This is a genomic window from Nocardioides sp. (assembly GCF_004803405.1).
GTDB classification, from domain to species: Bacteria; Actinomycetota; Actinomycetes; order Propionibacteriales; family Nocardioidaceae; genus Nocardioides; species Nocardioides vastitatis.
In genome coordinates, this window is the sequence record NZ_SSXI01000100.1 from 36248 (window position 1) to 56329 (window position 20082).

Sequence of the window (20082 nt, forward strand, 5' to 3'; positions counted from 1 at the left end):
GAGCTCAGTCGCGGGTGAGGCGGCGGTGGGTCACCCGGTGCGGGCGAGCCGCCTCGACACCGAGGCGCTCCACCTTGTTCTCCTCGTACGACGCGAAGTTGCCCTCGAACCAGAACCACTCGCCCTCGTTCTCCTCGGTGCCCTCCCAGGCGAGGATGTGGGTGGCGACCCGGTCGAGGAACCACCGGTCGTGCGAGGTGACCACGGCGCATCCGGGGAAGTCGAGCAGCGCGTCCTCGAGCGCCGAGAGGGTCTCGACGTCGAGGTCGTTGGTCGGCTCGTCGAGGAGCAGCATGTTGCCGCCCTGCTTCAGCGTGAGGGCGAGGTTGAGCCGGTTGCGCTCACCACCGGAGAGCACGCCGGCCTTCTTCTGCTGGTCGGGGCCCTTGAAGCCGAACGAGGCGACGTAGGCGCGGCTGTTCATCTCGAAGTTGGCGACCTTGATGAAGTCCAGTCCGTCCGAGACGACCTCCCAGACGTTCTTCTTGGGGTCGATGCCTCCGCGGCTCTGGTCGACGTAGGAGATCTTCACGGTCTGGCCGACCACGAGGTCGCCCGAGTCGGGCTTCTCGCTCCCGGTGATCATCCGGAAGAGGGTCGTCTTGCCGACGCCGTTGGGGCCGACGATGCCGACGATTCCAGCGCGCGGCAGCGTGAACGAGATGTCGTCCCACAGGGTCCGGTCGCCGAACCCCTTGTTGAGGTTCTGTGCCTCGAGGACCACGTCACCGAGCCGCGGGCCGGGTGGGATGTTGATGTCGGCGCTGTCGATCTTGCGGGCGCGGTCGGCCTCGGCCGCCAGCTCCTCGTAGCGGGCCAGGCGGGACTTCGACTTGGTCTGCCGCGCCTTCGCGTTGGAGCGAACCCATTCGAGCTCCTTCTCCAGCATCTTGGCTCGCTTGGCGTCCTTGGCGCCCTCGATCTTGAGGCGATCCTTCTTGGTCTCCAGGTAGGTGGAGTAGTTGCCCTCGTAGCCGTGGATCTGGCCGCGGTCGACCTCGGCGATCCACTGGGCGACGTTGTCCAGGAAGTACCGGTCGTGGGTGACCGCCAGGACCGCGCCGGGGTAGGACTTCAGATGGCCCTCGAGCCACTGGACCGACTCAGCGTCGAGGTGGTTGGTGGGCTCGTCCAGGAGCAGCAGGTCGGGCTGCTGCAGCAACAGCTTGCACAGCGCGACCCGGCGACGCTCGCCGCCGGACAGCGTGTCCACGAGAGCGTCCGACGGCGGGCAGCGCAGCGCGTCCATCGCCTGCTCGAGGCGGCTGTCGAGGTCCCAGGCGTTGGCGTTGTCGAGCTCGGTCTGCAGCTCGCCGGTCTCGGCCATCAGGGCGTCCTGGTCCGCGTCGGGATCACCCATCTCCATGTAGGCGTCCTCGAGGCGCTTCATCTTCGACTTGATGTCGGCGACCGCCTCCTCGACGTTCTCGAGGACCGTCTTGCCCTCGGTCAGCGGCGGCTCCTGCTGGAGCATGCCGACCGTCGCGTCGGGGTCGCGGACGATGTCGCCGTTGTTGGGATGGTCGAGCCCGGCCATCAGCTTGAGCAGCGACGACTTGCCCATGCCGTTGGGCCCGACGACACCGATCTTGGCGCCGTGCAGGAACGACAGCGTCACGTTGTCGAGGACAACCTTGTCGCCGTGGGCCTTCCGTACGTTGCGCAGGGACAGCACGTATTCCGCCATGGGGGCAAGGCTACGCAGCGGTCGGCCACCGACCGTGCCCGGGGTCGGGGCCCGGACACGGCCGGCCCGTGCGGCCAGGCGTGTGCTGGACGAGGGTCCTCAGGCGGCCTCCTCGGTGTCGTCCGGGGTGGGTGGGTTCTCCGTGGCCTGCCCGACATAGGGATCCTCCGGCGGGTAGACCGTGGGGCCGAAGTCCGGCGGCTCGGGCGTGGTGCGAGCGGGCGTCTCCGCCGATCGCACCACCCGACGGAACCGACTGGTGCCGCGCGTCAGGTCATGCCCGATGGTGGTCGCCTCGATCTCGAGCGCGACGACCTCGACGCCCTGCTTGTTGATGTAGGTGCGGTGGTTGAGCCTGCCGTGGATGAGGACCGGGTCGCCCTTGGCGAGTGAGTGCTCGGCGTTCTCGGCGAGCGCCCGCCACGCGCTCACGCCGTACCACTGCGTCTGACCGTCGACCCACTCACCGGTCGACTGCTTGAAGCGTCGGGGCGTCGCCCCCACACGGAAGTTGGCCACCGCTGCCCCACCGACCATGCGCAGCGAGGGCTCGTTGCCGATCCAGCCCTGGATGGTGACCATCGTCTCGTTGGTCATCACTGATTCCTCTCGTCGTCTGCCGGGCCACCTGCGTGACCGGTCACGAACGAGTCCACGCCCCGATCCCGACAGGGCGACAGGAACCGGCGGGAGGCCTGTGCACATCCACGTACGACGACAGGGCTGTGGACGCCATCCGGCCCTCTCGGGGGCGGATGAGGCGCTGGATGTCGCCCTAGGACCTGGCGGCGGTGATCCCGCGGCGGAACTCGCCGTAGGCAGTCAGCTCCGCGCTGATCGGCCTGGCGACCTCCTGCTCGAGGGCGCGCCGCACGACCCCGCGCAGCCGCTCGTCGGCCGCCTGCGCGCGCCTGCGTGCGACCGCGGGAACCGCGAGCCTGCCGACGAGCGCGAGCAGCAGCCCGAGCGCGAGTCCTCCGGCGGCCAGGATCGGCGGCAGCGCGAGACCGCTGACGGCCGGCAGGTCGTCGAGAGAGCCCTGGACCGCGGCGACGCCCCACCATGCCAACCCGCCGACGAGCGCCAGCAGCAGCAGCCACTGCAGAGTCCGGACCAGGGTGACCCAGAAGGGCAGCCGTTCTTCGAGGTCGACCTCGGCGAGCTCGGTGTCGAGGCGGTCGTCGATTCCGACGAGCCGCGCGGACGCGACCTTCTGGATGCTGGCCGCCCAGGTGGGAGCCATGCCGTCGGTCACATCGTCGGCAACACGGCGCACAGCGGTGTCCACCATGCCGCGGTCGAGCGGCGCGACCTGGGGCGCCTGGTTCGAGCTTTGTCCCTTCCGTCCGGTGAGCGGTGCGAACAGCGGCCAGGCCACGGCCCGACGTGCCCTGCCGCCCAGGGTCCGCTGGACGCCCTCGACGACGGCGGACACGCCCGCGGCGTCGGCGACGACGTCCTCGAGCTCGCGGATCCGCTGGACCGGCAGCTCACGCGGGGGCGCCGTGCCTCCCGCTGCCTCGAGCCGACCTGCGGCCGCGACGATGTCAGCCTCGACCCGCGCAGTGGTGCCCTGCTTGTGCTGGACCCGCCGCTTGATCTCGTCCCGCAGGTCTTCCAGGCCGATCCCCTCCCTGGCCGAGATCGCCAGCACGGGGACGTCGGGCAGACCGTCGGCGGCGAGCAGACGCCTCACGTCGTCGACCAACGACTGGCGCCGGTCCTCGGGGACCGTGTCGATGTGGTTGAGCGCGACGAGCATGACGTCCTGATGGGTCGCCAGGGGCTTGAAGTAGCGGTCGTGGACCGCGGCATCGGCGTACTTCTGCGGGTCGAGGATCCAGACCAGCAGGTCGGAGACCGCCACGAGGCGGTCGACCTCGAGGTGGTGCGCGACCTCGGTGGAGTCGTGGTCGGGGAGGTCGAGCAGGACGACGCCGTCGAGCTCCTTGTCGTGGCGCTGCGTGTCGAGCATGGAGTCACGCATGGTCTGGTGGCGCGGCGGGATGCCGATCCACTCCAGCAGCTCCTCGGCGCCCTCACTTCCCCAGACGACGCCGGTCGCCCACGACGTGGTGGGACGACGGGTGCCGACCGAGGACAGCTCGAGGCCGGTCAGTGCGTTGTAGGTCGAGGACTTGCCGGACCCGGTGGCGCCGGCGATGGCGACGACGGTGTGCCGAGCGGAGAGGCGAAGCCGGGCGGTCGCCTTGTCGGCGGCGGCAGCGACGTCGTCGAGCAGCCCGTCGTCGATCCGACCGCGGGCCGCGGTCGCGGCGTCGCGGAGTCCCTTGACCCGCTCGCCGATCGCCGTGCCCCGTGTCGCAAGGTCCCCTGGTACCTGCACCGCGTCCTCAGGACGTTCCGTCACAGGTGTCCACCCGTTCCCTTCTTCGCAGCGGCGAACCGCAGGTCGTCGACCCGGCGCGCGGCTTGGCGCAGTTGGTCGGGCGCGTCGGGCTTGAGCTGCCACTGCGCCGCGGGGGAAAGGTACCGAGCCCTCTCCTCGCCCAGCAACGTGGTCAGCCGGCGCGCGAGCGTCCCACGCGCCTGATCGACCAGCCGTCCCGCGGCGCCGGGGCCCAGGATCGTCTCGAGCAGCCCGTTGCCCATCCGAATCGAGTCGGCCGCCGGACCTGACGGCGTCGAGCCCGCGAGAGCGACCACCGCAAGGGTCACGGCGAGCCCACGGACGCCGACGGCGAGGAACCTCGCGCTGTGGCGCGCTTCCCCGGCCTCGTGCTTCACGAGATCCTGGAGCTCCTCGTGCCAGGCACGGATCTCCTGCTCGGTGCGGCGACGCAGCCCCCGACCCGCGCGCGAGAGGTCGCTCGGGGTCACGGCCAGCAGCGCGTCGCCGTACTCCTTCTCGCGCCACGCGGCCGCAGCGGCGGCAGCGACACGCTCCGAGTGGTCGGCGACGAGAGTCTCCAGAGCCATCTCTATGGCGACGCCCACCCGCTCGGCCTGCTGCGGCTTGCCCTTGATCGCGTTGACCAACCGCTCACGGACGAAGCCGACCTTCGCCTCGAGCGTGCGGACCAGCTCGCCGCTGCCGACGAACTCCTGCCAGCGGGCCAGCAGGTCGCCGCGCAGGAGGGTCCCGTCGGAGCTCGCCGCGAGCAGCGCGGCCTGCGCGTCGTCGTACACCCTGTCGGCGAGAGCGAGGAGGTCGGCGATCGCCTCGACCTGCAACGCTGCGGAGTCGGCGATCGGGAACGACTTGCGGGTGACGGTGCGGACGGCGCCGGCGACGGTCTGGTTGACGATCTCCCGGCGGGCGGCGACGTCCGCGGCCAGCGCCTGGAGCCAGCTCCGAATGTCCGCTGCGTACGACGCCGGCAGCATGCCGTCGTCGGTGACCGTGCCGTGGGCGACGGAGAACAGCGGGCTGTCCTTCAGCCCGCGGGCGGCCATCATCCGGGCCAGGTGCACCGAGACGGTCCCGACGTCCTCGGCCGGAGTCCGGCTCAGGACGAGCGCGACGGCGGTGCTGCGGTCGACGGCGAGCTTGAGGTGGTCCCACGGCACCTGGTCGGAGTAGCGGGCGGCCGAGGTGACGAACAGCCAGAGGTCTGCCGCCGCGAGCAGCTGGCTCGCGAGCTCACGGTTGCGGGTCTCGACGGAGTCGACGTCCGGTGCGTCGAGGATCGCCAGTCCCCTGGGCACGTTCGCGCTCGGCACGAGCTGGATCGCATGCTGGTCGTTGGTCGGCTCCGTCACCCGCTTGAGGTCGGGCAGCAACCGCTCCGGGCCGAACCACTGACCGTCGTCGGGATGGTGGACGAGGACCGGGGACATCGTGGTCGGGCGCAGCAGGCCGGGGTTGGTCACCTTCTCGCCGACCAGGGTGTTGACGAGGGTGGACTTGCCGGCGCCCGTCGACCCTCCGACCACGACGAGCAGCGGCGCGCCGAGGTCGGTGAGCCGCGGGATGATGTAGTCCTCCAGCTGCTCGATCACCTGCTCACGGGCGGCCCGGAGCGCGCCGACGCCCGGCAGGTCGAGCGGTAGCGGGGCGCTCTTGAGGGCGCTGTGCAGCCTGATCACCTCGGTCAGCATCTTGCCGCCGAGGCTGTCGCCCGCGTGCTCAACGCCGGTCGAGGCCTGGTGTCCGGGAGTCATCGCTGGGGTACCACCTGTCCGGGGAATGCGATGCGGGGCCGGGCCGCCTGGATACGGCCGAGGAAGTCCTGCCCGCGCAGCTGCCAGTCCGCGGGAGCGGTCCCGCGGAGCAGGCGGTGATGCAGGTAGCCGAGCTCGATCGCCGCCTGCTGGTACTCGCGCATCGCGCGCTCCGCCTCGGGGCCACCGACGTCGCGGGCGTACCGGCGGGCCTGGCGGCGGGCGCGCAGATCGACGACCCAGCCGATGTCGGTGGCCGGGATGAGCTCGCGTCGGGCCGCGTCGGTGAGCGCCGTGCGCAGCACGTGTGCCTCGGTCTCACGGGCCCAGTACGCGAGGCCGACCATGGCGATCAGTGCGGGCGCCATGATCACGACGTAGACGAGGACGAAGCTGCCGAAGCCGTGCACGGTCGAGCCGTTCCACAGCGCGTGCGCGAGGACGGCGGCGAGGTAGCCCAGCACCGGTGCCGTGAACCGCACCCCGCGGGAGCGGGCGGTGACCGCGAGGCCGATCCCGACGCCGAGGAACGCGGTGAAGAGAGGGTGTGCGAACGGGCTGAACACGCAGCGCAGCACGAAGGTGGTGGTGACCGCCTCGACGCCGCCCGGCCCGAGGCCGTCGGTGCCGTTGTAGGCCGCGGCGAGGTAGAGGATGTTCTCGGTGAAGGCGAACCCGATGCCGACCATGCCCGCGTAGACGAGGCCGTCGAGGATGCCGTCGAGCTCGGCGCGTCGCCAGAGGAGCAGCAGCAGGAGGAAGAGTCCCTTGCAGGCTTCCTCGGTGATCGGCGCGACGATCGCCAGTGAGGTGGTGTCGCCCCACCCCACGACCAGCCCGCCGAGACCCTGGACCACCACGGCGGCGACGGTCGCGACGAACGCACCCCAGAGCAGGCCGAGCAGCAGGTTGCGCTTCGGCTCGGGCTCGTAGCGGTCCAGCCACAGATAGGCCGCCAGCACCGGTCCGACCGGCAGGGCGGCCAGGCCGGTCGCGAGCAGCGTGATGCCCGGGGCGCCGCTGAGCGCCAGCACGAGGAGCGTCGCCAGAGCCCCGAGGATCACCGCCACGGTCACCACGACCGTGAAGGCGACGCTGTCGCGGGGCGCGGTTGACATGGGGGGAAGCCTATCGGGAGCGCGTCGTGTGGCCCGGATCGCCGCGTAGAGTGGGAAGGGTGACTGAAGACACCCCCCTGCAGACCCCGGAGACGGAGCTCAAGACCGAGCAGCACGATCCGGCCGTGCCGGAGGCGTACGCGGCGTTCATGCGGACCGGGTGGGACGACCACGAGGCCGACCTACCGCGGCATCCGGTGGCGGACCTCGCAGCGGGTCGCCGGTCCCGGCTCGCCGAGGCGTTCCCGGGCGAGCGGCTGGTGCTCCCTGCGGGCGGCTACAAGGTCCGCGCCTACGACACCGACTACCGGTTCCGCGCCGACACGGCGCACACGTACTTCTGCGGCAACCAGACATCCGACGCGGTGCTGGTGATCGAGCCCGACGGCTCGTCCGTGCTCTACGCCCGGCCGCGGTCGGGCCGCGACAGCGACGAGTTCTTCCGCGACCGGCAGTACGGCGCGCTGTGGGCGGGCAAGCGACCCTCCGCGGGTGAGCTGGAGGCGTCTCTCGGGCTGCCGGTGCGGCATCTCGACGCCCTTCCGGAGGCCCTGACCGGTGGAGTCAAGACGCGGATCCACCGTGGCGTGTCGGGCGGCGTGGACGCACTGGTGCCCTCGGACGAGGGTCGTGACCGCGAGCTCGCGCGGGTCGCCTCGGAGATGCGCCTGGTCAAGGATCCGTGGGAGCTGCGCGAGCTGCAGGCGGCGGTCGACGCGACCCTGCTCGGCTTCGAGGACTGCGCGCGGGAGTGGTCCCGGGTCGTCGAGCACGGTGAGCGCTGGCTGGAGGGCACCTTCTTCCGTCGTGCCCGGACGATGGGCAACGACCTGGGCTACGACTCGATCGTCGCCGGCGGGTCGCACGCCACGACGCTGCACTGGATCGAGAACTCCGGACCGATCGTTCCCGGCGAGCTGGTGCTGTGCGACATGGGCGTCGAGGGCCACAACCTCTACACCGCCGACGTGACCCGGACCCTGCCCGTCTCCGGCTCCTTCTCCCCACTCCAGCGTGAGCTCTACGAGCTGGTGCTGGCGGCGCAGGAGGCCGCGATGGTCGCGCTCCGGCCGGGCGCCAGGTTCCTCGCCGGCCACGACGCGGCGATGGGGGTGCTGGCGCACGGGCTCAGCGAGATGGGTCTGCTGCCGGTATCGGCCGAGCAGGCACTCTCCCCCGACTCCCGGGTCTACGCCCGCTGGACGCTGCACGGCACCAGCCACATGCTCGGCATGGACGTGCACGACTGCGGCCAGGCGGCGCCCGACTCGTACCGCGACGGCATCCTCGCCGAGGGCATGGTGCTCACCGTCGAGCCGGGCCTCTACTTCCAGGCCGACGACCTGCTCGTCCCCGAGGAGCTGCGCGGCATCGGCATCCGGGTCGAGGACGACGTCGTGGTGACCTCCGACGGCATCCGCAACATGTCCGACGGGCTGCCGCGGACACCAGACGCGATCGAGGAGTGGATGGGCCGGCTACGGGGCTGACTGCCCCTCACCCGCCGCCGACCGTCTCGATCGCCCGGTGGATCCGTGCCCGGTGATCCCGGCAGATCGGCAGGTCGCCTGCGTGGTTGTAGCCGTGCACGGCACCGGCGATCACGTGCAGCTCGGTCGGCACCCCGGCCTTGATGAGCCGGTGGCCGTAGGCGACGTCCTCGTCGACGAACAGGTCGAGCTCGCCCACCTCGAGGTAGGTCGGTGGCAGGCCGTGCAGGTCCTCCGCGCGTGCGGGCGAGGCGTACGGCGAGATCCCCGGCGCGCCGGGCTCCTCGCCGAGCAGCGAGCGCCAGCCGAAGCGGTTCGAGGCCGGTGTCCACAGGAGCTGCCCCGCGAACGGGCTGAGTTCGGCGTCGGGGCGGGCCGTGCGGTCGTCCAGCATCGGGTAGACCAGCAGCTGTTTGGCGATCGGGAGCTCGGCTCGGTCGCGGGCCAGCGTGCTGAGCGCCGCGGCCAGTCCCCCGCCCGCGCTCTCGCCGGCCACGATCACCCGGTCGCGGTCGATGCCCAGCTCCTCGGCGTGCTCGTGGACCCACGCGAGCCCGGCGTAGGCGTCCTCGACCGGCGCCGGGTGTGGATGCTCGGGGGCCAGCCGGTAGTCCACCGACACGCCCACGACGCCGAGCTCCGCGGCCAGGTCCGCCAGCAGCGGGACGTCCTGCTCGGCCTGGCCCGCCAGGTAGCCGCCACCGTGCATCCACACGACGGCGGTCCCGGGCACGCCGTCGTCTCGGACGGGCCGAGGGCGGACGACCACCAGCGGGACGTCGTACTCCTCGTGGCGGGAGGCCGCCCTCGTCCGAGTGACCTCGCAGCCGGGGTGCTCGAGCGGGATCGACGCGATCAGCCGGCCGAGCAGCGCCCTGGTCTCGGCGAGGGCCGGCTCGTCCATGTCGGACGGCGGCAGCGCCTCCACGAAGGCGAGCAGGTCGGGGTCGAGCAGGTGGTGCGGGCGCACTCTTCGCAGCGTACGACGTCTCGGTGCGGCCAACCCGGCGCGGATGGGATACTGGCTGCCGTCCTTGCCCCCGTAGCTCAGCTGGATAGAGCAGGAACCTTCTAAGTTCTTGGCCGCAGGTTCGAATCCTGCCGGGGGTGCTCTGCCCGACACGTTGCCGACCGTTATCGCGCCCACCCGATGGGGTACCGCGCTGCACATGGCCAACCTCGTGATCACCACCGCAGCTGACGCCGCCGGGCGTGTCCTCTCGAAGATCACCAGCGGCCTCGCCGCGGTCCGGCACAGCGACAAGCCGCTGCACCCCGAGGGCGAGCTGTTCGCCGGCCGCCTGGTGCGGCACGGGTCCGACGAGGCGCATGGCGTGCCCTGGTTCGACCAGCCCGGTGAGGACGAGGTGCTGGTCCGTGTCTCGCGCGCGATCGGCCTGCCCGGCCCGATCCCGGACGTGCACGGGCTCGCCCTCCGGATGCGCAAGGGACAGACCCGGTACGGCGACGTCCTGCTCGCCACGACGGGATGGGACCCGCTCACGCGGCACCTGTTGATGCCGTCCTGGAACCCCGACTGGCCGATGACCACCCTGCTCCCCTACAAGAGCCCGGTGGGACCCGTCGTGATCGGTGCCCGCCCGATCGACGAACGCGGGTACGAGCTGTGCTGGGCGCCGGTGGGCAGAGGCTGGCACGCCCTGGGTGAGCTCACCCTGGACGATCCGCTGCCGCAGCAGGACGAGGTCTCGTTCGACCCGGTCCTCAACACGCTGCCGGGGCTGGCGCAGTACACCTGGGTCGAGCGGCTGCGCGAGCGGTCCTACGCGACGGCCCGCGCCTCCCGTCGGGCGAGGTGAGCGGGGTGTCGGCGCGCCTCCCCGAGCCGAGGAGAGATCGGTCCTACAAAGGGACTGGCCCCGCGGGAGTATGAGCTCCGCGGGGCCTGATCATTCTCTCGGTCAGCGGAACGCCGAGTGCCCCGTGAGAGCCTGGCCGATCACCAGCTGGTGCACCTCGCTGGTGCCCTCGTAGGTGAGCACCGACTCGAGGTTGTTGGCGTGCCGCATCAGCGGATACTCCAGCGTGATGCCCGCTGCGCCGAGCAGGGTGCGGCACTCCCGCGCGATCGCGATCGCCTCGCGCACGTTGTTGAGCTTGCCGAGGCTGACCTGCTCGGGCGTCAGCCGGCCCTGGTCCTTGAGCCGGCCGAGGTGCAGCGCCAGCAGCATGCCCTTGCCGAGCTCGAGCGCCATGTCGGCCAGCTTCGCCTGGGTGAGCTGGAAGGCGGCGAGCGGCTTGTCGAAGATCTCCCGGTCGCCGGCGTAGGCGATCGTGGTCTCGAGGCAGTCGCGGGCCGCGCCGAGGGCGCCGAACACGATGCCGAACCTGGCCTCGCTCAGGCACGAGAGCGGGCCGGAGAGGCCACGCGCGCCGGGCAGCATGGCCGGGGCCGGGAGCCGGACCTCGTCGAGTGCCAGCTCCGCGGTGACCGAGGCGCGCAGCGACATCTTCCTCGTGATCTCGGAGGCGGAGAACCCCGGCGTGTCGGTCGGCACGACGAAGCCACGGACGCCCTCCTCGGTCTGCGCCCAGACCACCGCGACGTCGGCGACCGAGCCGTTGGTGATCCACATCTTGTTGCCGCTGAGCACCCAGTCGTCGCCGTGCCTCCGGGCGCGCGTCCGCATGCCCCCCGGGTTCGACCCGAAGTCCGGCTCGGTCAGGCCGAAGCAGCCGATCGCCTCCCCCGCCGCCATCCGCGGCAGCCACTCCTGCCGCTGCTCCTCCGAGCCGTGCTGCCAGATCGCGAACATGGCCAGCGAGCCCTGCACCGAGACCAGGGAGCGCAGACCCGAGTCGCCGGCCTCCAGCTCCATGCAGGCCAGGCCGTACGACGTCGCCGTCGTGCCGGCACAGCCGTAGCCCTCCAGGTGCATGCCCAGCAGTCCCAGGCCGCCGAGCTCGCGGGTCAGCTCACGAACCGGCACCTGCCCGGCCTCGTACCACTCCGCCAGGTGCGGCTTGAGTCGCGACTCGACGAACCTGCGGACCGTGTCGCGGATGGCCCGGTCCTCCTCCTCGATCAGCGAGTCGGTGTCGAAGAGGCCGAGCGGCGTGGACGGCATGGGATCTCCTGGTTCCTCTAGTCGGCGACCAGGTCGGACTGATCGACCGCGTGGTCGTCGATCTCCTGGAGGATCCGGCCCGTGACGTCGTCCGGCGCGAACGACGCTCGCACGGCGGCCCGGGCGAGCTCGGCCACCCCGGCCTCGTCGAGGGCGAGCAGGTCCGCCGCGATCTCGTACTCGCGGTTCAGCGTCGTCCCGAACATCGGCGGGTCGTCGGAGTTGATGGTCACGACCACTCCGGCGTCGACGAAGCGCGGCAGCGGGTGCTCCTCGAGCGAGGCGACCGCCCGGGTCGCCACGTTGGAGGAGGGACACACCTCGAGCGGGATCCGGTGCTCGGCGAGGTAGGCCAGCAGCTCCGGGTCCTGGGCGGCGGAGGTGCCGTGCCCGATCCGCTCCGCGCCCAGCTCCCGGATCGACGCCCAGATCGTCTCCGGTCCGGTGGTCTCGCCGGCGTGCGGCACCGATCGCAGCCCTGCGGCGCGAGCGGCGTCGAAGTGCGGCTTGAACTGCTCACGCGGAACGCCGATCTCCGGCCCACCGAGCCCGAACCCGATCAGTCCCTCGGGCCGGTGCCGGAGCGCGAACTCCACGGTGGCGTCGGCCGCCGGCAGGCCCGCCTCGCCGGGGATGTCGTAGATCCACCGCAGCACGATCCCGAAGTCACGCTCGGCCGAGACCCGCGCGTCCTCGATCGCCTCGGTGTACGCCTCGATCGGCATCCCCCGGTCGTGGTGCCCCGGCAGCACCGAGGTGTACGGCGTGCACGTCAGCTCCGCGTAGCGGACCGCCTGGCCGATCGCGAGCTCGCGACCGATCTCGTAGGTCAGGTACCGCACGTCCGCCGGCGTCCTGACCAGGTCGACGACCGCGAGGTAGACCTCGACGAAGTGGGCGAAGTCGCGGAACGCGAAGAAGTCCCTGAGCCGCTCCGGGTCGGACGGCACCGTCCCGGGGTGCCGCTCGGCCAGCTCCGAGACGATCCGTGGAGAAGCGGACCCGACGTGGTGGACGTGCAGCTCGGCCTTGGGCAGGGTCGCGATGAAGTCCCTCATCCTCACCTCACTCGACCTGCGCGATCAGGTTGGCCGCCAGATCGTCGACGTTGCGGCCGTCGTCGAACACCTGCCCGTCGAGCAGGACCGTCGGCGTGCCGGTGACGCCGGCCTTCTTGGCCTCCGCCGTGGCCTGCTCGACCCACGCCTCCTGGGCGAGGCTCTCGATGCCGTCACGCACGTCGGTCTCGGTGGCCCCCGCCTCGACGGCCAGCTCGACCAGGTCGTCGTCGGTCACCGAGTCGGGGTCCGACTCCGGGGGCTGGTGCTCGTAGAGCAGGTCGTGCAGCCTCTTGGCGACCTCTGGTCCGGACTTCTCGAGCACCACCGCGAACGCGTTGGTCGCCCGGATCGGGTAGTCGCCGAAGCTGGCGCTCAGCAGGTCGAACGGTCGGTACTCCACGCGCACCTTGCCGTCGGCGGCGAGGCTCGCCAGGTCCTCGCGGGTGGCCGCCTCGAGCTCGCCGCAGTACGGGCACAGGAAGTCCTCGTAGATCACCACGGTGTGCGGTGCGTCCTCGGGTCCGATCGCGACGCCGTAGTCGCTGGGCTGGCCCGCGGCAGCCTCGAGGTCCTTCTCGCTCTGGTTCTGCTGCCAGACGCTGAAGGCGATGATGCCGCCGACCAGCAGCAGCATCGCCACGGCGGCGCCACCGATCGTCAGCAGGCGGCGCCGGCGCTCCTGCCGCTCCTGGGCTGCCCGCATCTCAGCAGCCTTCTGCGCTCGCAGGGCCGCCTTCGAGCTCGACGACATCAGTTCTCTCCTTCTTCGGGACCCACAGCGGCGCCGACGCGGTCGCCGGGGCGGTGGTCGAACAGTACGGAATCCAGCGCGAACCGCGTTCGTCGTACGAGCACGACGAGCAGCGAGGCGGCCAGCAGGGCGGCATCGCGGGCGATCTCCCACGGGTAGTCCGACGAGGCGCCGGCCTCGGCGCCGCCGCCGCCGAAGCAGCCGCAGTCGATCTCGATGCCGCGCGCCCAGACAGAGGCGATCCCGACGATGAACGCCGAGAACAGCAGCACGGACACCGTCGCGGCGGCGCGGGTGAACACCCCGACGACCAGCGCGAGACCGACGACGACCTCGATCGCCGGCAGCGCCAGACCCACCACCTCGGCGGCGGACGACGGGAGCAGCTCGTAGGCCCGGACGGCGGCGATGCTCGCCTGGGGCTCGGTGATCTTCAGCCCGCCGGCGAGGATCCACACGCCGCCCGTCACCAGCCGGGCGAGCAGACCGACCCATGCCAGTGCCCCGTTCACGCCTCCGAGGCTAGTGGCCCCCGCTGAGCGACTCCTGAGAGCCGCCGCCGGTGACGGAGGTACGGCGTAGGGTGCACCTTCGTGAACGAACGACTGGTCTGGATCGACTGCGAGATGACGGGGCTCGACCTCGTGAACGACGCACTGATCGAGGTGGCCGCCCTGGTGACCGACTTCGACCTGAACGTGCTCGGCGAGGGCATCGACATCGTCATCAAGCCGCCTGCCGAGGCGCTCGCGCAGATGATCGAGTTCGTCCGCACCATGCACGAGACGTCGGGCCTGCTCGACCAGCTCGAGCAGGGGGTGACCCTGCAGGAGGCCGAGGAGCAGGTGATGGCCTATCTGGCCGAGCACTGCCCCAAGGACAGCCGGCCGCCGCTCGCGGGCAACTCGGTCGCCACCGACCGCGGTTTCGTGGCCCGCGACATGCCGCGGCTGGACGCGTTCCTGCACTACCGGATCGTCGACGTCTCCTCGATCAAGGAGCTGGCACGGCGCTGGTACCCCAAGGCGTACTTCAACTCCCCCACCAAGCGCGGCAACCACCGGGCCCTCGCCGACATCCAGGAGAGCATCGAGGAGCTGCGGTACTACCGCGACACCATCTTCGTGCCGCTTCCCGGCCCGGACTCGGACGCGGCGAAGGAGGCCGCCACCCGGCACGGCGGCTCGATCACCGGGCTCGGCCTGCCGCCGGAGGCGGCCGAGACGCCCATCGAGGGCACCGATTCCTAGTTAGGTCCGGGTAGCCACTACACTCGTCCCCGGCCGAAAGGCCGATGGTGGGTATAGCTCAGCTGGTAGAGCGCCGCGTTGTGGTCGCGGATGTCGCGGGTTCAAGTCCCGTTACTCACCCCAAGGGTTGCAGCCGGACTCCTCGGAGTCCGGCTGCACCTGTTTTTACGGGGTACCGCCACAGCATGACCATCAACCGCAGCCATCTCCGGCCGACCGCCGCCGGCGTCGCGCTGCTGGCGGCCGTCACGCTCGGCGCCTGCGGCAGCGACGGCGACTCGGTCCAGAACGACCCGGTCGACGACAGCTCCGAGACCACGCCGGGCGAGGACGAGAACCAGGACGCGCCCGACTACTGAGCCGCCGTACGCCGGTCAGGTTCGTGGCAGGTGGGCGGGCGCACGGTGGGCCCATGACCACTACTGCCGTGCACCATCCATCCTGCAGTCGGTACCAGCCACGACGAGCGCCGGGGCGGAGCCACGCACGTGGTAGCTCCGCCCCGGCGCATCTGACACCGCAGCCGCCGAGGCGCGACTAGTTGGCCTCGCCGCTCTCGTTGGCGTCCTGGTGACCCGGCAGGTGCGGGTTGGCGTCCACCCCCTGGTCCGGACCGTCCGCGGTCTCCGCGGCCCCCTCCGCCTCGCCGCTCTCGTCGGCGTCCTGGTGACCGGGCTCGTTCGGGTTGGCGTCGGGACCCTGGTCCGGACCGTCCGCCTTCTCCTCGGCCCCGTTCGACCCCGACTGGACCACCGACGAGCTGGCCGGTGCGTGGGTGTTGCTGTCGGCCTGGGCGGCCATCACCCCGCCGATTCCCAGGCTCCCGACCACCGCTGCGGCGGCGATCAGCGCCGCGTTGCGCCTGATGCTTCCCATGATCTGCTCCCTTCGTCGACCGCACGGTGCGGACTGACGGTGTCAGCCTGCGAGGAAGGGGCTGTGAGGACGCTGAGCGTCCCTGAGAGGCCCACAGCCGACGTCGCGTCACAGCGCCCTCTCAGCCGCGAGGGGGAGCATCGAAGAGGACTGTTCGAAGAATGGGGAGGGCGACCGTGCGGGTTCTGTTGGTAGAGGACGAGGTCCAGCTCGCCGAGACCGTTCGCCGCGGACTGGTCGCCGACGGCTTCGTCGTCGACGTGGCCCACGACGGTGTCACCGGCCTGCATGCCGCGGAGGACTCGGCGTACGACGTCCTGGTGCTCGACATCATGCTGCCCCGGCTCAACGGCTACGACGTGTGCCGCCGGCTCCGGGAGGCGAGCATCTGGACGCCGGTGCTGATGCTGACCGCCAAGGACGGCGAGTACGACCTGGTCGACGCCTTCGACCTGGGAGCCGACGACTACCTCACCAAGCCGTTCTCGTTCGTGGTCCTGGTGGCGAGGCTGCGCTCGCTCATCCGTCGAGGCGGCCCCGAGCGTCCTGCATCGTTGGTGGCCGGGGACCTGACCCTCGACCCGCGCTCGCGTGCCGTGCAGCGCGGAGGAGTCGACATCGCGCTGACCCCGCGTGAGTTCGGGCTGCTCCACTACCTCATGCGGCACCGCGGCGAGGTGGTCTCGAAGCTGGAGATCCTCGAGAGCGTCTGGGACCTCCACTACGACGGCGACGACAACGTGGTCGAGGTCTACGTCGGCTACCTGCGGCGCAAGATCGACCAGCCGTTCGGGCGCAGGGCCATCGAGACCGTCCGCGGGGCGGGGTACCGGCTGGTGGGCAACGGTGGCTGAGCGACGCCTCCGGTCCCGGGTCGGCGGGGTCCGACTGCGCACGTCGATGGCCGCGACGCTGGTCGTCGCCCTCGTGCTGGCCGCCGCCTCGATCGCCTTCGTCGTCCTCCAGCGTCACCAGCTGCAGGCGTCGCTCACCGACGTCGCGCGCCAGCAGGCGAGCGACGTGGCCGGACAGGTGTCCCAGGAGGGCTCGGCCGTGGACCTGATCGGCGGAGGGGGCGACCAGTCCCTGATCCAGGTCCTCGACGGTGGCGGCTCAGTGGTGGCGGCCAGCCCGACGGTCGAGGGCGAGCGCCCCGTGCTGGACCTGAGGCCGGCGCCCGGCGAGGTGACCGTCCGGCTCACCGACCACCTGCCCGTCGGCGAGGGCGAGACCTTCGCCGTGGTCGCTCGCGGAGTGACCGGCCCGGACGGCCCGATGGTGGTGCTGGCGGCGCAGAGCCTGGAGACCGTCCAGGAGTCCACCGCGGTGGTCGGTGAGCTGCTCCTGATCGGGCTCCCGCTGGTGCTGCTGGCCGTCGCGCTGACGTCGTACTGGCTGACGGGGCGGGCCCTCGCCCCGGTGGAGGCGATCCGGCGTCAGGTCGCGACGATCGACGGCACGTCCGCGCTGGCAGCCCGCGTCCCTGTGCCGGCCGGTGGGGACGAGATCGCCCGGCTCGCGCGCACCATGAACTCGATGCTCACTCGGGTGCAGGCGGGAGCCGAGGCGCAGCGGCGCTTCGTCGGCGACGCGTCCCACGAGCTCCGGAGCCCGCTCGCCACGATCCGCGCGGCTCACGAGATCCAGGCACTGCACCCGGAGGTGACCGACTGGCCGTCGGTCTCGAGTGAGGTGCTCTCGGAGCTGGACCGGGTCGACCGGCTCGTGGCGGACATGCTGCTGCTCGCCCGGTCCGACGAGCACGGCCTGGCCCTCCAGCTGCGGGAGGTGGACCTGGACGACCTGGTGCGGTCCGAAGCGGGTCGCCTGGAGCGGGCGGGCCTGCCCGAGGTCGTGGTCAGCGCACCTCCGGTCCGGGTGCTCGGGGATCACCACCATCTGGCGCGCGCCCTGCGCAACCTCACCGACAACGCAGCGCGGCACGCCCGGCGGCGGGTCGAGCTCAGGCTGGGTTCCGACGCTTCCACCGCGTGGATCGACGTCGTCGACGACGGAGCCGGCGTGCCGGTGTCGGACCGAGACCGCATCTTCGAACGCTTCGTGCGACTGGACCGGAGCCGCGCGCGGCACAGCGGCGGCACCGGGCTCGGGCTGCCGATCGCTCGGCAGATCGCCCGCGCCCACGGCGGCGACCTGGTCGTCGGCGACCACGAGGGGGGCACCGTCTTCACCCTCTCGATCGCCCGCGACCGGGCGGAGTCGCGACCGGCTGAGCAGCGAGGAGACGCGTGATGGACCCGGACTCGGTGCCGATCGAGGAGTTCGAGGCGATGGTCGTGGAGGCGCTCGACTCCCTCCCGGAGTTCGTCCTCCCGATGATGCGCGAGATCGCGGTCCTGGTCGAGGACGAGCAGCCGGCGGAGGAGCGGCAGCGGGGCCAGCTGCTGCTCGGCGTCTTCCGAGGCGTCCCGTGGACAGCACACGGCGGTCGGATCCCCGGCACGCTACCGTCCACGATCACGCTGTATCGGATCCCGATCCTGGCCGTGTGCCGCCGGCCCGAGGACGTGCCACCCAGAGTGCTCAAGGTGCTCGGCCACGAGGTCGGACATGCGGTCGGCCTCGGTGAGGCCACGTTGCGTGACCTGGGTTGGCACTAGGAGAGGTGAGAGCGCGAGGGTCGGAGTCTGCGAGGACGATGCTGCGATCCGGCGGCTCCTGTCCCATGCCCTCGACTACGCCGGCCACGAGGTCCTTCTCGCCCACGACGGCGGCGAGGCCCTGCGCCGGTTCGGCGCCGACCAGGCCATCGACGTCCTGGTCATGGACATCGGGCTCCCGGACTCGGACGGTCGAGACGTCACCCAGGCGCTGCGCTCGGCCGGCCAGTCCGCTCCCGTGGTCTTCCTGACCGCCCTCGGGGCCGTGCACGACCGCCTCTCCGGCTTCAGCGCGGGTGGCGACGACTACGTCCCGAAGCCGTTCGACGTCAAGGAGCTGATCGCGCGGATCGAGGCTCTCGGCAGGCGCGGCAGGCCAGCGCTTCCACGCCCGGCCGGCCTTCTGCTGGACCCCACCCGGCACTCGGTCCGCTCGGCGACGGCGGAGGCGCTGCTGACGCCGACGGAGTTCCGGATGCTCGCCGCCATCACCTCCCGACCTGGTGAGGTCGTACGACGACGAGCGGTCGTGGCGGCCGCCTGGCCCGACGGCTCGATCGTCAGCGAGAACACGGTCGACTCGTTCATCCGCCGCGTCCGGGTCAAGCTCGCCGCGATCGACTCGCCGGTCACGCTGGAGACGGTCCGCGGCGTCGGGTTCCGGCTGACGTGAGGCCACGACTGGGCTCCTTGGGACTCGGGTCCTTCCGCAGCCAGATCATCGTTCTCACCGCGTGCGTCACCGCGTTCGCCATGGCCCTGCTGACCCTGGTCCTGCAACTGCTCCTCGCCGACCTGACCCGGCGGAACGTGGATGCGCTCCTCGAGGATCGCGCCGACGCGGTGGCCAGCTCGGCCGTCGCCACCTCGACCGGGGACCGGCTGGTCGTGCCGGACGCCGACCTCGACGCCGGGGTCGTGGTCTACGACGACCAGGGGCGGCAGGTCACCGGCACCGCCACTCGCGGCCTCCAGCGGGAGTACGACGCGCTCGGCACGACCGACCGCCGCGAGTACCGCGACATCGACGACGAGATCCGGCTGATCGCCGAGCCGTTCGCGACCGACTCGGGCAGCCGTGGAGTCGTGGTCGTCTCCGAGCGGCTGGCCCCCTACGAGCAGGCCGAGCGCTACGCCCTGATCGTCAGCCTGGTGACCGGGCTCCTGGCGACGGGTGCCGCAGCCGCGATCGCGGCGTGGGTGACGACGCGCGCCCTGCGTCCGGTGGGGGTCCTCGCGACGACCGCTGCCGAGTGGAGCGAGCACGACCTGGCCCGACGCTTCGACCTCGGACCGCCGACCAACGAGATCACCTCGCTCGCCGCCACCCTGGACACTCTCCTCGACAAGGTCTCGATGGCGATCTCCTCCGAGCAGCGACTCACCTCCGAGCTCGCCCACGAGCTGCGGACGCCGCTCACCGCCGTCCAGGGCACGGCCGACCTGGTGCTGATGCGCGAGGAGCTCCCCGTCTCCGCGCGCGAGGACCTGGAGGAGATCTCGGTCGCCGCCCGCCGGATGGCGGCCACCATCGAAACGCTGCTGGAGCTCGCCCGTTCCGACGTCACGCTGCTGGCGGCGGCCTCGTGCTCGCTGGTCGAGGTCGTGGACGAGGTCGTCTGTTCGCTGTCAGCCGGTCGGGGGTCGTTCGCCGTCGACATCGACGACGACCGGGTCGGCGCCCCGCGCGACCTCGTCCTGCGAGCCGTCGCCCCGGTCGTGGAGAACGCGGCACGCTTCGCCCGAGCGACAGTGACGGTCACGTCGAGCACGGCGGACGGTCACGGGGTGCGGCTGCTCATCGCGGACGACGGACCCGGGATCCCCGAGGGCCTGGACGACATCTTCGAACCGGGCACCACGTCCGGCTCCGGAGCCGGGCTGGGCCTGGCCATCGCCCGCAGGGTGGCCCGCAGCGTGGGCGGCGAGCTGGAGCTCACCAGCCGCAACCCGACCGTCTTCACCGTGCGTCTGCCCAGCGCCTAGCCGGTCAGGTCGTTGGCAGGTGGCCACC

At 71.5% G+C, this 20082-nt stretch carries 20 protein-coding genes and 2 tRNA genes; 11 read left to right on the forward strand and 11 right to left on the reverse strand.

Translation table 11 applies throughout. From position 1 onward, the window contains the following. Nucleotides 1–4 precede the first annotated feature (4 nt). The 5 genes from ettA to E7Z54_RS07540 all read right to left on the reverse strand — a co-directional run bounded on the left by ettA (nucleotide 5) and on the right by E7Z54_RS07540 (nucleotide 6930). Nucleotides 5–1687: an energy-dependent translational throttle protein EttA gene (gene ettA / locus E7Z54_RS07520; RefSeq protein ID WP_136432470.1), complete on the reverse strand. Its 1683-nt coding sequence runs from the start codon at nucleotides 1685–1687 to the stop codon at nucleotides 5–7. 99 nt (nucleotides 1688–1786) lie between these two features. Then, the gene (locus E7Z54_RS07525; protein WP_168798213.1) at nucleotides 1787–2284 is read right to left on the reverse strand and encodes a single-stranded DNA-binding protein; all 498 of its coding nucleotides are present in this window, start codon (nucleotides 2282–2284) and stop codon (nucleotides 1787–1789) included. Between the two features lie 178 nt (nucleotides 2285–2462). Beyond that, nucleotides 2463–4058 (reverse strand): GTPase, encoded by a 1596-nt coding sequence (locus E7Z54_RS07530; RefSeq protein ID WP_240769567.1) that lies wholly within the window; start codon nucleotides 4056–4058, stop codon nucleotides 2463–2465. Then, nucleotides 4055–5812: a dynamin family protein gene (locus E7Z54_RS07535; protein ID WP_240769568.1), complete on the reverse strand. Its 1758-nt coding sequence runs from the start codon at nucleotides 5810–5812 to the stop codon at nucleotides 4055–4057. The genes E7Z54_RS07530 and E7Z54_RS07535 overlap by 4 nt, the downstream gene beginning before the upstream one ends. Further along, nucleotides 5809–6930, reverse strand: a complete 1122-nt coding sequence (locus tag E7Z54_RS07540) for a PrsW family intramembrane metalloprotease (RefSeq protein ID WP_136432474.1) — start codon at nucleotides 6928–6930, stop codon at nucleotides 5809–5811. The genes E7Z54_RS07535 and E7Z54_RS07540 overlap by 4 nt, the downstream gene beginning before the upstream one ends. Nucleotides 6931–6989: 59 nt before the next feature. Between E7Z54_RS07540 and E7Z54_RS07545 the strand changes: the two genes are divergently transcribed. After that, nucleotides 6990–8420 carry an aminopeptidase P family protein gene (locus tag E7Z54_RS07545; protein WP_240769569.1) on the forward strand — a complete coding sequence of 477 codons (1431 nt, stop codon included), beginning with the start codon at nucleotides 6990–6992 and terminating at the stop codon, nucleotides 8418–8420. 7 nt (nucleotides 8421–8427) lie between these two features. On the opposite strand, the gene E7Z54_RS07550 is transcribed toward E7Z54_RS07545, so the two are convergent. Then, a complete protein-coding gene (locus tag E7Z54_RS07550) occupies nucleotides 8428–9390 on the reverse strand; it encodes an alpha/beta hydrolase (RefSeq protein ID WP_136432476.1) in 963 nt (320 codons plus the stop codon). Nucleotides 9391–9456: 66 nt separating this feature from the next. On the opposite strand from E7Z54_RS07550, the gene E7Z54_RS07555 reads away from it, so the two are divergent. Both E7Z54_RS07555 and E7Z54_RS07560 read left to right on the forward strand, forming a co-directional pair. Continuing rightward, nucleotides 9457–9530, forward strand: a tRNA-Arg gene (locus E7Z54_RS07555). Nucleotides 9531–9589: 59 nt separating this feature from the next. Then, nucleotides 9590–10240 (forward strand): hypothetical protein, encoded by a 651-nt coding sequence (locus E7Z54_RS07560; RefSeq protein WP_136432478.1) that lies wholly within the window; start codon nucleotides 9590–9592, stop codon nucleotides 10238–10240. 102 nt (nucleotides 10241–10342) lie between these two features. Here E7Z54_RS07560 and E7Z54_RS07565 read toward each other — a convergent pair whose 3' ends face one another. The 4 genes from E7Z54_RS07565 to E7Z54_RS07580 are packed head-to-tail and all read right to left on the reverse strand — an operon-like array spanning nucleotide 10343 to nucleotide 13833. Next, nucleotides 10343–11509: an acyl-CoA dehydrogenase family protein gene (locus E7Z54_RS07565; protein ID WP_136432480.1), complete on the reverse strand. Its 1167-nt coding sequence runs from the start codon at nucleotides 11507–11509 to the stop codon at nucleotides 10343–10345. 17 nt (nucleotides 11510–11526) lie between these two features. Then, complete coding sequence (locus E7Z54_RS07570) at nucleotides 11527–12567, reverse strand: adenosine deaminase (RefSeq protein ID WP_136432482.1); 1041 nt, start codon at nucleotides 12565–12567, stop codon at nucleotides 11527–11529. A 7-nt stretch (nucleotides 12568–12574) separates the two neighbouring features. After that, nucleotides 12575–13321: a DsbA family protein gene (locus tag E7Z54_RS07575; protein WP_136432484.1), complete on the reverse strand. Its 747-nt coding sequence runs from the start codon at nucleotides 13319–13321 to the stop codon at nucleotides 12575–12577. Continuing rightward, nucleotides 13321–13833 carry a MauE/DoxX family redox-associated membrane protein gene (locus tag E7Z54_RS07580; RefSeq protein ID WP_136432486.1) on the reverse strand — a complete coding sequence of 171 codons (513 nt, stop codon included), beginning with the start codon at nucleotides 13831–13833 and terminating at the stop codon, nucleotides 13321–13323. Before E7Z54_RS07580 ends, E7Z54_RS07575 begins: the two co-directional genes overlap by 1 nt. Nucleotides 13834–13914: 81 nt before the next feature. Here E7Z54_RS07580 and orn point away from each other — a divergent pair, with 81 nt between their 5' ends. The 3 genes from orn to E7Z54_RS23030 all read left to right on the forward strand — a co-directional run bounded on the left by orn (nucleotide 13915) and on the right by E7Z54_RS23030 (nucleotide 14930). Further along, a complete protein-coding gene (gene orn, locus E7Z54_RS07585) occupies nucleotides 13915–14571 on the forward strand; it encodes an oligoribonuclease (RefSeq protein WP_136432488.1) in 657 nt (218 codons plus the stop codon). Nucleotides 14572–14618: 47 nt separating this feature from the next. Next, nucleotides 14619–14694: transfer RNA gene (locus tag E7Z54_RS07590), tRNA-His, on the forward strand. A gap of 62 nt (nucleotides 14695–14756) precedes the next feature. Next, the gene (locus tag E7Z54_RS23030; protein ID WP_168798214.1) at nucleotides 14757–14930 is read left to right on the forward strand and encodes a hypothetical protein; all 174 of its coding nucleotides are present in this window, start codon (nucleotides 14757–14759) and stop codon (nucleotides 14928–14930) included. Between the two features lie 178 nt (nucleotides 14931–15108). Here the strand turns inward: E7Z54_RS23030 and E7Z54_RS07595 are convergent, their stop codons facing one another. Then, nucleotides 15109–15447 carry a hypothetical protein gene (locus tag E7Z54_RS07595; RefSeq protein WP_136432490.1) on the reverse strand — a complete coding sequence of 113 codons (339 nt, stop codon included), beginning with the start codon at nucleotides 15445–15447 and terminating at the stop codon, nucleotides 15109–15111. A 176-nt stretch (nucleotides 15448–15623) separates the two neighbouring features. Here E7Z54_RS07595 and E7Z54_RS07600 point away from each other — a divergent pair, with 176 nt between their 5' ends. The 5 genes from E7Z54_RS07600 to E7Z54_RS07620 are packed head-to-tail and all read left to right on the forward strand — an operon-like array spanning nucleotide 15624 to nucleotide 20054. Continuing rightward, nucleotides 15624–16301 (forward strand): response regulator transcription factor, encoded by a 678-nt coding sequence (locus tag E7Z54_RS07600; protein WP_136432492.1) that lies wholly within the window; start codon nucleotides 15624–15626, stop codon nucleotides 16299–16301. Next, the gene (locus E7Z54_RS07605; RefSeq protein ID WP_136432494.1) at nucleotides 16294–17700 is read left to right on the forward strand and encodes a sensor histidine kinase; all 1407 of its coding nucleotides are present in this window, start codon (nucleotides 16294–16296) and stop codon (nucleotides 17698–17700) included. The genes E7Z54_RS07600 and E7Z54_RS07605 overlap by 8 nt, the downstream gene beginning before the upstream one ends. Beyond that, complete coding sequence (locus E7Z54_RS07610; RefSeq protein ID WP_136432496.1) at nucleotides 17700–18068, forward strand: metallopeptidase family protein; 369 nt, start codon at nucleotides 17700–17702, stop codon at nucleotides 18066–18068. Before E7Z54_RS07605 ends, E7Z54_RS07610 begins: the two co-directional genes overlap by 1 nt. Next, nucleotides 18049–18741, forward strand: coding sequence for a response regulator transcription factor (locus E7Z54_RS07615; protein WP_240769570.1), 693 nt, complete (start codon nucleotides 18049–18051; stop codon nucleotides 18739–18741). Before E7Z54_RS07610 ends, E7Z54_RS07615 begins: the two co-directional genes overlap by 20 nt. Continuing rightward, complete coding sequence (locus E7Z54_RS07620) at nucleotides 18738–20054, forward strand: sensor histidine kinase (protein WP_136432500.1); 1317 nt, start codon at nucleotides 18738–18740, stop codon at nucleotides 20052–20054. The genes E7Z54_RS07615 and E7Z54_RS07620 overlap by 4 nt, the downstream gene beginning before the upstream one ends. The last annotated feature ends 28 nt before the right edge of the window (nucleotides 20055–20082 follow it).